The organism is Streptomyces sp. CY-1 (genome assembly GCF_047218265.1).
In the GTDB taxonomy this organism is placed as follows: Bacteria; Actinomycetota; Actinomycetes; order Streptomycetales; family Streptomycetaceae; genus Streptomyces; species Streptomyces niphimycinicus.
This window is the reverse complement of record NZ_CP178393.1, coordinates 9847333-9860851: the sequence shown is the minus strand read 5'-3', so window position 1 is coordinate 9860851 and position 13519 is coordinate 9847333. Positions and strand designations below refer to the sequence as shown.

Genomic DNA, 13519 nt, shown 5'->3' with positions numbered 1-13519 from the left:
GCCCGGTGGCCGCGCGGAGCCGTCCGTGATGAGCTGGTACGTACGAGACCCACCGAACTCGTCTCACCTGCTGGACAGCGCGCCTTCCCAGGCGACATGGCCGTCCGGGCGCACCAGCACCGTGCTTCTGCCGGCCCAGCCGTCATGGGCGGTGGTGGGGCGCGCGGTCACGGTCCGTATCCGGTCGGGGCTCCCGGCGAACGCCTCGGCGGCGGCGCGGGCGGCGGCACCCGGGCCGTCGGGCGTCCCACGCCCCGCGTCGCCGCCCGGGTCGAGGTGGAGCAGTACGAAGCGCCCGTCGGCCAGCAGCGGATACAGGCTGGGCTCGGGCGCCCCGGCCAACCCGAGGTCGGGGGCGCGGGTACCGGCCAGCGAGCGGCCGCCCCCGGCCCCTCCCGGCTCCCCGGCCCCTCCCTCCCCCGGCTCCCCGGCCTCGCCCGGCTTCCCCACGGCCGGGCGGTAGGCCACGTCCAGTGCGGACAGCTCCCCGGCGAACTGCCGGTTCACCGCCGGATAGGCGGCCAGAAGCCGGCCGAACACCGACCGCAGGGCCTGCACGTCGGCGGTGTGGGTGGCGCCGAGCACGGTCTGGGCCCGGGTGTTCTCCAACAGCGCGGCCCCCACAGGGTGGCGCTCGGCGTGGTAGGTGTCCAGCAGCCCCTCGGGGGCGCGGCCCTGGCACACCGCGGCCAGCTTCCACCCCAGGTTGAAGGCGTCCTGGAGCCCCACGTTCAGGCCCTGGCCCCCCATCGGCATATGCATATGCGCCGCGTCCCCGGCGAGCAGAACGCGGCCGTCGCGGTAGCGGGCGGCCTGCCGGGAGGCGTTGCCGAACCGGGACAGCCAGCGCGGCGCCCGCATCCCGAAGTCCGTGCCCGCGACCTGGCGCACATATCGGCGCAGCTCATCGAAGGTGAGCGGCTGATCGGCGGGGATGGCGAGGGACTCCCCGGTGGTGCCCGCGATGCGGTGGTGTCCGTCGGCCAGCGGGACGACCAGGAAGCCCCCGTGCTCATTGTCGACCGAGGGGACCGACGGCGGCGCGTCGAGCACCACATCGCCCAGGAAGCCGGTCGTGGTGGCGCTGGTGCCGGGGAAGTCGATACCGGCGGAGCCGCGTACGGCGCTTCCGGCCCCGTCGCAGCCCACCACCCAGGCCGCGCGCAGGGTGTACGTCCCGTCGGGGCCAGCCACGTCCACCTCGGCCCCGTCCGCGTCCTGGCGCACCTCCAGCGCCCGGTGCTCCCAGCGGATCTCCCCGCCCAGCTTCCGCAGCCGCTCCTCCAGTAGTTGCTCGGTGCGGAGTTGCGGCAGGACCAGCGTGTACGGGAAGCGGGTGTCCAGTACGGAGAAGTCCAGCCGGACCGGCAGCCCGCCGTAGTGCCCGGTGGGCATCGGAACGCCCTCGCGGACGAACGGCCCGGCGAGACCGCGCATCGCCAGCACCTCCAGGGAGCGCGGATGCAGGGTCAGCGCCTTGGAGTGCGGGCTGCGGGCGGCGGCGCGCTCGATCACGGTGACGTCCACACCCACCAGCCGTAGTTCGGCGGCGAGCAGCAGCCCCACGGGTCCGGCCCCCACCACGACGACGTCGTTCACCACACCATCTCCCTTGTCTCTCGATCTTGTCTCTCGATCCGCCCCTCGATCCCTCCTTGATCGAGGATCAAGGGGCCGTCCTCAGTACACTTGATCCCGGATCAAGACGCAAGCGAAGGAGATCGGCGGCATGGGCCTGGACCGCACGGCCGTGGTGACGGCGGCGCTGGAACTGCTCGACGAGGCGGGGCTGGACAAGCTCACGATGCGCAAGGTGGCCGAGCGGCTGGGCGTGCAGCTCAACACCGTCTACTGGCACGCCTCCAGCAAGCCCCGGCTGCTGGGGCTGATGGCCGACACGATGCTGGCGGGATGCGCCGACGCACCGCTCCCGGACCGCTGGGACGACCGGGCGTGCACCCTGGCCCACCGGTATCGCGCCGCACTGCTCTCCCGCCGCGACGGCGCCCGGGTGGTGGCCGGGACGTATGTGGCCGAGGAGCACACCCTGCGCTTCGCGGACGCCCTGGCCGGCGCGTTCCTCGACGGCGGCCACAGCCCCGCCGAGGCCGGCTGGCGGACCTGGTCGCTGGTCTACTTCACGCTCGGCCTGGCCCAGGAGGAACAGGCCGCCCAGGGCATCGGCGGCATGGAGCCGCTGCTGCGGGCGGCCACCGCCGAGCGCTTCCCCGCCCTCGCCACGGTCGCCGAGCACTTCGGGGACTTCGAGCACCGCTTCCGGCATGGCGTCGGGCTGATCGTCAGAGGGCGGGAAGCGAGCACGTAACCCGCTCACTCAGGGCCGGAAGGTCCGAGGTCTTACCGCGCCTGCCGCCACGCAGGCGTCATTTTCCCCTTGACGGCTTGCCGTCCATCCGATGTTTATGACGCACAAGGGGTTCCGGTTCCGCCACACGGGCTGCATCATGCCCGCGGGGGTTCAGATCGTGGAACCTCAGGCATGTACGTGACCGCCCGCTGCTGCCCCCGCAGAAGATCGTCCGCACCCGGTTCACATCCCCTGGAGCGTCATGTCATCCGCACCCTCCCGAAGGACAGTCGTCGGCACCGCCGTGGCCGCCGGTGCCGCCGCCGGACTCGCCGGCCCGGCCACCGCGTACGCCGCCGAGCCGCAGGCCCCCGCCGCGGCCGTGGCCGCCCACCCCGCGGGGGACCCCTGGGCCACGGTCCTCGCCGACGCCGACATGGTGTGGCAGAAGCCGCCGCAGACCTGGTACGAGGGCCCGTTCCTCGGCAACGCCCTGCTCGGCTCGGGCATCTACGCCGAGCCGGGCGACGCGAACAAGGTGCGCTTCAATGTGCAGCACAGCGAGGTCCAGGACCACCGGCCGGAGTTCGGCTCCCTCTTCGGTCTCGCCCGGCTGCCCATCGGGTACTTCACCCTGGAGCCGGTCGGGGCCATCACCGCCATCGACTGGCGGCTGCGGCTGCGCGACGCCGAGCTGACCGGGACCATCACCACCGACAAGGGCACCCTCCACCTGCGCGCCCTCGTCCACAACTCCCGTTCCCTGCTGGCCATCGAGGTGACCCCGAGCGCCGGTGAGACCGCGTTCCGCTGGGTGTTCCACCCCGCCGAGGCCATCAGCCCCCGGGTCGCCTTCAAACCGGTCCCCGACGGCTACACCGGCAACCCCCCGGCCGTCGTCGAGGACCACCACGGCATCCAGGCCGCCGTGCAGCCGCTGCTCGCCGGCGGACAGCATGTGACGGCCTGGCGGGAGCGGACCCACGCGGGGCGGCGGACGCTGTACGTCACCGTGGCCCACTCCCACCCGAGGCGCACCGCGCGCGACCGTGCGCTCAAGGACATCCGGTCCGCCTCGGCGCTCTCCTACGACGTCCTCGCGCCCAGCCATCGCGCCTGGTGGCACGCGTACTACCGGAAGAGCTTCCTCTCCCTCCCCGACGCCCGCCTTCAGCGCTTCTACTGGATCCAGCTCTACAAGGTGGCCGCGGCCGCACGCGCCGACGCCCCCGTGATGGCCACCTCCGGCCCCTGGCTGGAGTCCACCCCGTGGCCCGCGACCTGGTGGAACCTCAATGTGCAGCTCGAGTACTGGCTGATCCACGGCTCCAACCACCTCGAACTCGACGCGGTGACCCGGGCGCTCGGTGAATTCCGCGACAACCTCTCCAACCAGCTCGACACCCCGTACCGCAAGGACTCGGCGGGCATCCCCCGCACCACCGACATCCACCTGGTCAACGGCGGCGACGCGGCGAACGGCGGCTACGCGGTCGGCATCCCCGGCCAGGACCCGCCCACCCCCGAGGTCGGCAACCTCACCTGGGCGCTGCACAACGTCTGGCTGACCTACCGCCACACCATGGACGAGTCGGTGCTGCGCGAGGTGGTCTATCCGCTGCTGCGCAAGTCCGTCGCCTACTACCTCCACTTCCTCACCCCCGGCAGCGACGGCAAGCTGCATCTGCCCGCCACCTTCTCGCCCGAGTACGGCGTCAACGCGCCCGACTGCAACTACGACCTGATGCTGCTGCGCTGGGGCTGCGCCACCCTCCTGGACTCGGCCCGGCAGCTCGGCGTCAAGGATCCCGCCGCGCCGCGCTGGCGGGAGGTGCTGGCCAAGCTCACGCCGTACCCCGTCGACGAGAACGGCTTCATGATCGGCGCGGGAGTTCCGTTCGCCAAGTCCCACCGCCACTACTCCCATATGCTCGCCGTCTATCCGCTCTACGAGGTCACCTGGGAGGACCCCGCCAAGCGCGAGCTGATCGAGACCTCGCTCAACCACTGGGTCGGCTTCGAGGGCGCGCTCCAGGGCTACACCTTCACCGGCGCCGCCTCGATGTCCGCGCAGATGGGGCGCGGTGAGGACGCGCTCAAGTACCTGGGCGAGCTGATGAGCCGCTTCATCCAGGCGAACACCATGTACAAGGAGTCGGGCCCGGTCATCGAGACTCCGCTGTCCGCCGCGCAGTCGCTGCACGACATGGTGTGCCAGAGCTGGGGCGGGGTGATCCGGATCTTCCCCGCGCTGCCCGCCGCCTGGCGTGAGCTGATGGTCCACGACTTCCGCACCCAGGGCGCGTTCCTGCTGAGCGCCGCCCGCGAGGACGGCCGTACCCGCTGGGTGCGGCTGCGCAGCGAGGCGGGCGCGCCGTGTGTCGTACGGCACTCGCTCGACGGGCCGATCGAGGTGCGGGACGAGCGGGGGCGGCGGCTGCCGTACGAGACCGTGGGCGCGGGAACGATCCGGATCGCGCTCCGCAGGGGCCAGGAGGCGATCATCACCGCCCGCGGCGACCGCCCGGACCTGACGGTCCGCCCGGTCGAGGCAGCCGAGCCGGCGCCGCGCTGGGGGCTCCCCGCGTCCTGATCCCCCGACAGGGATCTCGCGGCAGGGATCTCCCGGCAGCGATCTCCCGGCCGGGCCCGGCCGCCCCGGTTCGGCGGCCCGGTCCGGCCGGTGTGGTCGGCCCGGATCGGCCCCGGCGGCGTCCAATGACGACTGCCGACCGCGGTTCCGGGATACCCATCACGCATGAGACGCATCAGTGACTTCGACCGCCGGCTGTTCGCGCGGGTCGCGGACAGCCGGCTCCGCGGCGTCCATCCGCTGCTGCCCCGGCTCAGCCGGGCCGCCGATCACGGCAGACTGTGGTTCGGCACGGCCGGGGTGCTCGCCACAGTCGGCGGCCGTACCGCGCGGCGGGCCGCGCTGCGCGGGATCGGCTCGCTCGCCGCCGCCTCACTCGTGTCGAACGTCGTGGTCAAGTGGACAGTGGCACGCCAGCGTCCGGTCCCGGACGTGGTGCCCCTGGTCCGCCGACTGCGCAGGCAGCCGTGGACCAGCTCCTTCCCCTCCGGGCATTCGGCCTCCGCCGCCGCGTTCGCCACCGGGGTGGCCCTGGAGTCCTCGCGGTACGGCCTGATGGTCGCCCCGCTCGCCGCCGCCGTCGCCGCCTCCCGGGTGTACGTGGGCGTCCACTACCCCAGCGATGTGCTGGCCGGAATCGTCCTCGGCGCCGGTGCCGCCGCGCTGACCTGCCGCTACTGGCCGCCGCGCCCCGAGGTCCCGGCGCAGGCCCGGCCGCGGATCTCGGCGCCCGCCCTGCCCAAGGGCGAGGGGCTGGTGGTCCTGGTCAACCAGCGGGCCGGGATGGCCAACCCCACCGGCGGGTTCACGGTCGCCGAGCAGTTGCAGGTGCTGCTGCCCGCCGCGGAGATCCTGGAGTGCGGGCCCGACGACGACTTCATGGACCTGCTCCGGCAGGCCGCCCGGCGCGCCGCCGACCGGGCCGGGGCGCTGGGCATCTGCGGCGGGGACGGCAGCGTCAACGCGGCCGCCACGATCGCGGCCGAACGCGGGCTGCCGCTCGCCGTGTTCCCCGGCGGCACCCTCGACCACTTCGCGCTGGACCTCGGCGTACCGGCCTTCGAGGACACCGCCCACGCCGTGACCGAGGGCGACGCCGTGGCCGTGGACCTCGGCCGCGCCACCCCCCTCGCGGGAGGCGGCGAGACCAGCCAGTTCGTCAACACCTTCAGCATCGGCTTCTACCCGGAGCTGGTGCGGATCCGGGAGAGCATGGAGGGCCGGCTCGGCAAGTGGCCCGCGGCCGCCGTCGCGCTCACCCGGGTGCTGCGCACCGCGAGCCCCATGGAGGTCGAGGTCAACGGGCGGCCGCGGCGGCTGTGGATGCTGTTCGCCGGCAACGGCGTCTACTCCCCCGAGGGTTTCGCGCCCACCTACCGTCAGCAGCTCGACGACGGGCTGCTCGATGTGCGGGCGATCGACGGCGAGGAGCGGCTGGCCCGCACCCGGCTGCTGATCTCGGCGCTCACCGGCACCCTCGGCCGGTCACATGTCTACACGACGCGGCGCATGCGCCAACTGCGGCTCTCGGGCCTCCACACAGTGGACAGCCGGGCCTACGATGGAGAGGTGGTGGCCGACCCTGCGGAGGAGCTGCTGATCGACAAGTGGCCGGGGGCGCTCACCGTGTACCGCCCCGCCGAGCCGCAGAACGAGCTGCTCCAAAGGGCCCGTACGGCCGCCGCGAAGGCCCCCCATTGGTGGAGGTCTCTACTACGCAAGTAGTACTCGGAAATCTGTGCTCAAGGACGACGACGGGGGCACCTCCCACCGTCAAGGATGAGGGCATGGACGACGACCGATCGGCCCAGGGGGCCGCGACGTGACCTCCCTTGCGCTGTCTGTGCTGCTGGCCCTGGTCTCGGCGGTCTGCTACGCCGCCGGAGCCATACTCCAGGAGCATGTCGCGGCCACGACGCCGCGCCTCGCGGCCGCTCCGCTGCGGCGCGGGAGTTGGTGGGCCGCGGTGAGCCTCAACGGTGCGGGCGCGGTCCTCCATGTGATCGCCCTGGCCTACGGCCCGCTGAGCGTGGTGCAACCCCTAGGGGCTCTGACGATCGTCTTCGCCCTGCCGATGGCGGCCATATTCGTCCGCCGCCGGGTCGGCGGATCCGGCTGGCGGGGTGCGCTGCTGGCGACCGCGGGGCTCGCCGGGCTGCTCTCCCTGACCGGCAGCTCGCGGGCCCAGGCGTTGGCCGAGCGGGAGGGCGTCTGGCTGATCGTGATCACGGTCTCCACCATCGCCGTACTGGCCGGGGCGGCCCGCCTGATGCGGTCGCCCGTCATCCGCAGTGTGCTGCTGGCGGCGGCCGCGGGGACGGCCTTCGGTGTCTCGTCGGTGGTCACCAAGAACGTGGCCGTGGAGTGGACCTGGGACGCCTGGGAGGACGCCCTGCCCGGCCTGGTCACGATCGGGCTGCTGGCCTCGGGTGGGGTGCTGCTCTCCCAGGCGTCGTACCGGGGCGCCGGGCTGGCCTCGCCGCTGGCGACGGCGACCGTGGTCAACCCCGTGGTCGCCACGGCCGTCGGCATCGCCGCGCTCGGCGAGAGCTTCCGGCACGGCACGCCCGGCACCCTGCTGGCCCTGGTCGCGGCCCTCGTCGCGAGCACCGGCCTGGTGATGCTGACGGTGCACAACGCCGAGGCGGAGGCCGAAGCCGAGGCCGCGACCGAAGCAGCGGCCGAGGAGGCCCCGGCCGCACCCGGGCGTGGCGGGCACGATGCCACCGGCGGGGGCGGCGGGCCGGAGGTTCCGGAGGGGCCCGGCGGATCCGGCCCGCATGAGGTGCCGGACGTCCCCGCCGGGCCGCCTGTCGAGCCCGGTACCCCGCTCCTGCTCCCCCAGCCGATCCCCCGCCAGCCCACCGGCGAGAACGACCCCGGCCCGCGCCTGCCCGAATGTGGCGAGGCCGTACTCCAGCACCACGCCTGACAAGCACCACGCCTGGGCGGCAACCACCCCTAGACGGCGCCGGGCCGTCCCGCGCCGAGCAGTTCCACCAGCCCTGAGAGGCCCTCATGGCCATGGCCGTCGGCGACCCGGCGGGCCATGAGGCCGCCGATCGGGGCGATCAGTTCGGGGCTGATGCCCTGGTCCCGTGCGGAGCCGGTGAAGTTGACGAACGCGGCCGACTGCATGGCGAGGTTGGAGACCACCCCGGTGGCGTGGTCGCCGGAGTCGATCTGCCGTGCGTAGCCGTCCACGGCCCCGGACATGGCGGTCAGCCAGCGCCCCAGCAGCGGGGCGGCATCGGCCGCCGCCACTCCGTCCGACCGCACGAGGGCGTAGGCGTGCAGCACGCCCGAGAACATGCCGTACATCGCGCTGAGCAGGGCGAGGTCGTACAGCGGGGCGCGGCCGGGGTCCTCGCCGAGATGGTGGCTCTCGCCGAAGAGGTCCAGCACGGCGCGGTGGGCCGCGAAGACGGCCGGTGAGCCGCTGTAGAGGAGGAAGGCGGCGGGCGTCCCGATCATCGGCGGGACGGCCATGATGCCGCCGTCGAGGTACTGGGCACCGTGTCCGGCCGCCCATGCGGCCAGGTCGCGGGCCTGCCGCGGAGTGCCGTTGGTGAGGTTGACGACGGCCTTGCCGGACAGGGCGTCCCCGAGGGGTTCCAGCACCTGCCGTACGGAGTCGTAGTCGAGCAGGCAGACCACCACCAGGGGGCTCGCCGCGACGGCCGCACCGGCCGTGGCGGCGGTCGGCGCGCCCTCGGCGGCGAGCGCCTCGGCCCTGGCGGCCGTACGGTTCCACACCGTCGTCCGGTGCCCGGCCGTCATCAGGGCGCGGGCCAGCGCGGTGCCCATGTCGCCGAGGCCCAGCACCGTCACGGGGGTTTCGCTCATCTCATCCGCTCCAGTTGTTTCGATACCGCTTGTGGTTCGTAGGGGTCCGGCGCGCCGCTCACAGCCTCGTTCCCCGGCGGTAATGTGGGCAAGTACCCACTAAAGAGTGCGTACTTACCTTGAGGTCAGTGGGGGCGGGGCCATGCGAAATCAGCCTTATGTCTGTGGTCTGGACGCGGCCGTGGATGTGATCGACGGCAAGTGGAAAGTGCTGATCATCTGGGCGCTCGATCACCAGCGGTGCCGTTTCGGGGAATTGCGGCGGCTGGTTCCGGGCGTGAGCGAAAAGGTACTGACGCAGCAGCTCAGGGAGTTGGAGGCGGACGGAATCGTCCACCGGGAGATGTACGACGTGGTGCCGCCGAAGGTGGAGTATTCGCTGACCGAGCTGGGCGATGAGCTGAATACGGCACTGGGTCCGCTGGGCGCGTGGGGCAAGCGCCGGATGGCGGCGCTGGAGGAAGCGGGGCAGGGCTGACTTCCAGGGCCGCCGCACCGCCCGGGGCCGCGGCCCCGCCGGGGAGTCGGCGTCAACCGGCGCCGTCGCGCGTATTTTCCAACCGGGCCTTAGGGCCCTTCTGACGGATCTCCGCGGCGTCGCGGCGCCCGGCACGCCGAGAGCACGCACCGGACGCCGCTCCTTCTCCCACGGAGATCCGTCAGAAGGACCCTAGCGGGGTAGGGGTGTGGAGATCACCCCGCTCACTTGGAGGCCCCCGTGACCGACAGCGCTCCCCGGAGCCAAGCGCGCACACCCTGGCGAGCCGTGTTCGGCGGCTCGATCGGAAATCTCGTCGAGTGGTACGACTGGTTCGTCTACGCCAGTTTCGCCACCTACTTCGCCGGAGCCTTCTTCCCCAAGGGCAACGACACCGCACAGCTCCTCAACACCGCCGGGATCTTCGCGGTCGGCTTCTTCATGCGTCCCGTCGGCGGCTGGCTGCTGGGCCGGTTCGCCGACCGGCGCGGCCGTAAGGCGGCGCTCACCCTGACGGTGACGCTGATGTCGGCCAGCGCGCTGCTCATCGCCATCGCCCCGACCTATGACCAGGTCGGCTACTTCGGCGCGGCCGTGCTGCTGGTGGCGCGGCTGCTCCAGGGGCTGTCGGTGGGCGGGGAGTACGCGGCCAGTGCCACCTATCTCACCGAGGCGTCACAGCCCGGCGGCCGGGGCTTCGTCTCCAGCTTCCAGTATGTGTCGATGACGATGGGGCAGTTGATCGGTCTGGGGCTCCAGATCGTGCTCCAGCACACCATGTCCGATGACGCGCTGCACTCCTACGGCTGGCGCATTCCGTTCATCGTCGGCGCCGTGGGCGCGGCGGTGGTCTTCTGGCTGCGGCGCAATCTGCTGGAGACCGAGGTCTACACCGAGGAGGACGCCCACCAGGACGAACGGGGGACGATGGCCGAGCTGCTGCGCCACCGCAAGGAGGCGGCGCTCGTCATCGCGCTGACCATGGGTGGCACGGTCGCGTACTACACGTACACCACCTATCTCACCAAATACCTGTCGAACACGGCCGGTCTGAGCAAGTCGGACGCCTCTCTGGTCAGCTTCTGCGCCCTGTTCCTGTTCATGCTGTTGCAGCCGCTGGCCGGATCGCTCTCGGACCGGATCGGGCGCCGTCCGCTGCTGATCACCTTCGGCTTCGGCTCGATGCTCGGCACCGTCCCCATCATGACCGCGCTGTCGCACACCGACACCTTCACGGGGGCGCTGCTGCTCTCGCTCGCGGCGCTGGTCATCGTCACCGGCTACACCTCGATCAACGCCGTGGTGAAGGCCGAGCTGTTCCCCACCCACGTCCGCGCGCTCGGGGTGGCCCTGCCGTACGCGCTGGCGAACGCGCTGTTCGGCGGCACCGCCGAGTATGTGGCGCTGTGGTTCAAGAAGGGCGGTGCGGAGTCCGGGTACTACTGGTACGTCTCGGCGTGTGCGGCCGTCTCGCTCATCGTCTACCTCACCATGCGGGAGACCCGCGACGCCGCCCTCTCCCGGGACCGCGCGGACGGCCCGGCCGCCCCGGGGAAGCGGCGGACGACGGCGGTGTGACGGCGCCGAGGGGCCGGCCCCGGGGTCAGCGGCCGGTGGTCACGCTCATCTGAGCCCAGACCACCCGTCCGCCGTTCATGCCCGGCCGGTCCCCCCATGCGTCGGCCAGGGCGCGGACCAGTGCGAGTCCGCGTCCGCACTCGTCCTCGAGACCGGCCTCCCTCGGCGTGGGGACGGCCGGTCCGCCGCCCTGGTCGGCGACCTCGATATAGAGCATGCGCCGCTCATGGGCGCGCAGCACACAGAGGATCTGCTCGCTTCCGGTGTGCACCATGGCGTTGGTGAACAGCTCGGACATCACCAGCTCGGCGGATTCGCAGAGCTCCTCCTCGAAGCCCCACTCCAGCACCCATGAGCGCACCCGGTGCCGGGCGACGGCGACCGAGGCGCCTCTGGCGGGCAGTTGGAACCTCTCCTGGCGGAGGGCGGAGTCAACGCTCCCGGAGTTCGGGTGGTGGGCCATCGTCGAGCGTTGACGCAATGCCACGGCCATGTGCCTTCCGTCCGTCTACCTGTGGGGGCGTGAATGCCGTACGTGAATGCCGCAAGTGCGCGACACAGCAGCCACGTTGGACTGGTCACACCCGTCACTATCGTTGCTGCGAGCATCAGTTGGCAAGGCGCGATCTGCAAAATGCAGAATAGCCAGCGCACTCTGTTCCCCTCACCTCGCACGTGGCACACTGATCCTGACAAGACCGTCCCAGGAGGTACGACGTGGGTGAAGCGCGATCTGCCCCGACCGTCGGGCAGATGGTCCTCGGCATGCGGCTGCGGGACCTTCGCGAGAAAGCCGGCGTCAGCTACGACCAGGCTGCCAGGGCGCTGCACGTCAACCAGACCACGGTGCGCAGGATGGAGAAGGCCGAGGTCGGCCTGAAACTCCCCTACGTCGAGAAGCTGCTCCAGACCTATGGCGCCGAACAGGAAGAGATCGACTCCTTCCTCGCGCTCGCCGAGGAGGCCAACAGACCGGGCTGGTGGCACCGGTTCCGCGATGTGCTGCCGGACTGGTTCAGTCTCTATGTGAGCCTCGAGGGCGTGGCGAGCCGTATCCGCGCCTACGAGCCGCATTTCATCCCCGGCCTGCTCCAGACCGAGGAGTACGCCCGCACACTGCTCTCCATCGGCTTCCCGCACGGTTCCGCCCAGGAGCTGGACCGCCGGGTGGCGCTGCGGATGGAGCGCCAGGAGCTGCTCAGCCGCCCGGACGGACCGCATCTGTGGGTGGTGATGGACGAGACGGTGCTCCGTCTGTCCATCGGGGGTCCCCAGGTGATGCGCGCCCAGATCGACCACCTGATCGAGGCGGCACAGAAGCCCAACATCACCCTTCAGGTGGTGCCGTTCTCCGCCGGCCCTCACCCGGGCATGGGCGGACCCTTCCAGCTCTTCCGGTTCCAGATCCCGGAACTGCCGGACATCGTCTACGCCGAGGGCCTGACCGGCGCCGGCTATCTCGATCAACGTTCCGATGTGGTCGCCTATTTGGAGGCCCTGGACCGTATGGGCACCCAGGCCACACCGGCGCGGCGCACGGAGAGTTTTCTCCGCGGGATTCGCAAGGAGCTCTGACTGTGGATCAGGTACATGTGTACAACGGCATGCCGGCCAAACATCTGGGGACCGAAGGCTGGGCCAAGCCGTGGAGCGGTCCCAACGGCGGTGCGTGCGTGGAGGTCATGAGGCTGCACGACGGGCGGGTCGCCCTGCGTCAGTCGACCGATCCGGACGGCCCTGCCCTGATCTACACCCACCATGAAATCGAGCGGTTCATCCAAGGCGCCAAGGCCGGCGCCGCGGACTTCCTGCTCACACGTCCTGACCCCAACCTGACCTCCTCGGCGGGTACCGCACCGGAACGGAGGGCCGCGTGACCGACAACGGGCTCGCCCCTGACCAGATCGACACCACCAAGCCGCACCCGGCTCGGATGTACGACTTCTACCTCAACGGCAAGGACCACTACGAGGTCGACGCGGATGCCGCCGGGCGGGTGCTGGAGGTCTATCCGACCGTCCGGCTCAACGCCACCGTCAACCGCGCCTTCATCCACCGGGCCACCCGCTGGCTGGCCCGGGAGGCCGGGATCCGGCAGTTCCTCGACATAGGCACCGGCATACCCACCGAGCCCAATCTCCACCAGGTCGCCCAGGGCGTCGCCCCGGAGGCCCGGGTGGTGTACACCGACTACGACCCCATCGTGCTGGCCTACGCCCAGGCGCTGCTGATCGGCACCCCCGAGGGCCGTACGTCCTATGTGCAGGCGGATGTGCGCGATCCCCAGCGGATCATGAGCGCCCCCGAACTGCATGAGACGCTGGACCTGGACCAGCCGGTGGCGATCTCCGTGAACGCGCTCTTCCACTTCATCCCGGAAGAGGACAAGCCGTACGAGATCATCCGCGAGCTGATGGCGCCCCTGGCCCCGGGCAGCTATCTGATGCTGACCCACTCCACCCATGACTTCTCGGCGGAGACCTGGCGGAACGTCATCCAGGTCTACAAGGAGAGCGGCATCTCCTTCACCACCCGCTCGCAGAGCGAGGTCGGGGGCTTCTTCGAGGGTCTGGAGCTGGTCGACCCGGGGGTGTCGGAGCCCCACCACTGGAACCCGGACCCCGGCGACCGCCCGGAGACCATCCGCAGCGCGGACATCAACATGTGGGCGGGAGTGGCCCGGAAGCCCTAGCGGCGGCCCAAAAGCCCCAGCGGC

General features: G+C 71.4%; 12 protein-coding genes. 9 read left to right on the top strand and 3 right to left on the bottom strand.

Translation table 11 applies throughout. From position 1 onward, the window contains the following. Nucleotides 1-63: 63 nt before the first annotated feature. Complete coding sequence (locus ACK1X7_RS42530) at nucleotides 64-1602, bottom strand: FAD-dependent monooxygenase (protein ID WP_413116526.1); 1539 nt, start codon at nucleotides 1600-1602, stop codon at nucleotides 64-66. A 127-nt stretch (nucleotides 1603-1729) separates the two neighbouring features. Between ACK1X7_RS42530 and ACK1X7_RS42525 the strand changes: the two genes are divergently transcribed. The 4 genes from ACK1X7_RS42525 (at nucleotide 1730) to ACK1X7_RS42510 (ending at nucleotide 7833) form a co-directional block, all read left to right on the top strand. Then, a complete protein-coding gene (locus ACK1X7_RS42525; protein WP_413116525.1) occupies nucleotides 1730-2326 on the top strand; it encodes a TetR/AcrR family transcriptional regulator C-terminal domain-containing protein in 597 nt (198 codons plus the stop codon). Nucleotides 2327-2570: 244 nt separating this feature from the next. Then, nucleotides 2571-4901, top strand: a complete 2331-nt coding sequence (locus ACK1X7_RS42520; protein WP_385156276.1) for a glycosyl hydrolase family 95 catalytic domain-containing protein — start codon at nucleotides 2571-2573, stop codon at nucleotides 4899-4901. A gap of 165 nt (nucleotides 4902-5066) precedes the next feature. Next, nucleotides 5067-6626 (top strand): bifunctional phosphatase PAP2/diacylglycerol kinase family protein, encoded by a 1560-nt coding sequence (locus ACK1X7_RS42515; RefSeq protein ID WP_390794659.1) that lies wholly within the window; start codon nucleotides 5067-5069, stop codon nucleotides 6624-6626. A gap of 97 nt (nucleotides 6627-6723) precedes the next feature. Next, nucleotides 6724-7833 carry a DMT family transporter gene (locus ACK1X7_RS42510; protein ID WP_390794658.1) on the top strand — a complete coding sequence of 370 codons (1110 nt, stop codon included), beginning with the start codon at nucleotides 6724-6726 and terminating at the stop codon, nucleotides 7831-7833. Nucleotides 7834-7862: 29 nt separating this feature from the next. Here ACK1X7_RS42510 and ACK1X7_RS42505 read toward each other — a convergent pair whose 3' ends face one another. Further along, on the bottom strand, nucleotides 7863-8747 hold the full coding sequence (locus ACK1X7_RS42505) for an NAD(P)-dependent oxidoreductase (RefSeq protein ID WP_390794657.1): 885 nt from the start codon (nucleotides 8745-8747) through the stop codon (nucleotides 7863-7865). A gap of 142 nt (nucleotides 8748-8889) precedes the next feature. Between ACK1X7_RS42505 and ACK1X7_RS42500 the strand changes: the two genes are divergently transcribed. Both ACK1X7_RS42500 and ACK1X7_RS42495 read left to right on the top strand, forming a co-directional pair. Continuing rightward, a complete protein-coding gene (locus tag ACK1X7_RS42500) occupies nucleotides 8890-9225 on the top strand; it encodes a winged helix-turn-helix transcriptional regulator (protein WP_413116524.1) in 336 nt (111 codons plus the stop codon). A 240-nt stretch (nucleotides 9226-9465) separates the two neighbouring features. Next, on the top strand, nucleotides 9466-10803 hold the full coding sequence (locus ACK1X7_RS42495; RefSeq protein ID WP_216346604.1) for an MFS transporter: 1338 nt from the start codon (nucleotides 9466-9468) through the stop codon (nucleotides 10801-10803). A 25-nt stretch (nucleotides 10804-10828) separates the two neighbouring features. Here ACK1X7_RS42495 and ACK1X7_RS42490 read toward each other — a convergent pair whose 3' ends face one another. Further along, nucleotides 10829-11296 (bottom strand): ATP-binding protein, encoded by a 468-nt coding sequence (locus tag ACK1X7_RS42490; RefSeq protein WP_385154917.1) that lies wholly within the window; start codon nucleotides 11294-11296, stop codon nucleotides 10829-10831. Nucleotides 11297-11520: 224 nt separating this feature from the next. Between ACK1X7_RS42490 and ACK1X7_RS42485 the strand changes: the two genes are divergently transcribed. The 3 genes from ACK1X7_RS42485 to ACK1X7_RS42475 are packed head-to-tail and all read left to right on the top strand — an operon-like array spanning nucleotide 11521 to nucleotide 13495. Further along, nucleotides 11521-12378 (top strand): helix-turn-helix domain-containing protein, encoded by an 858-nt coding sequence (locus ACK1X7_RS42485; RefSeq protein WP_216346602.1) that lies wholly within the window; start codon nucleotides 11521-11523, stop codon nucleotides 12376-12378. A gap of 29 nt (nucleotides 12379-12407) precedes the next feature. Further along, nucleotides 12408-12680 (top strand): DUF397 domain-containing protein, encoded by a 273-nt coding sequence (locus tag ACK1X7_RS42480; RefSeq protein WP_372458596.1) that lies wholly within the window; start codon nucleotides 12408-12410, stop codon nucleotides 12678-12680. Beyond that, nucleotides 12677-13495: an SAM-dependent methyltransferase gene (locus ACK1X7_RS42475; protein ID WP_385154914.1), complete on the top strand. Its 819-nt coding sequence runs from the start codon at nucleotides 12677-12679 to the stop codon at nucleotides 13493-13495. Before ACK1X7_RS42480 ends, ACK1X7_RS42475 begins: the two co-directional genes overlap by 4 nt. Nucleotides 13496-13519: the final 24 nt, after the last annotated feature.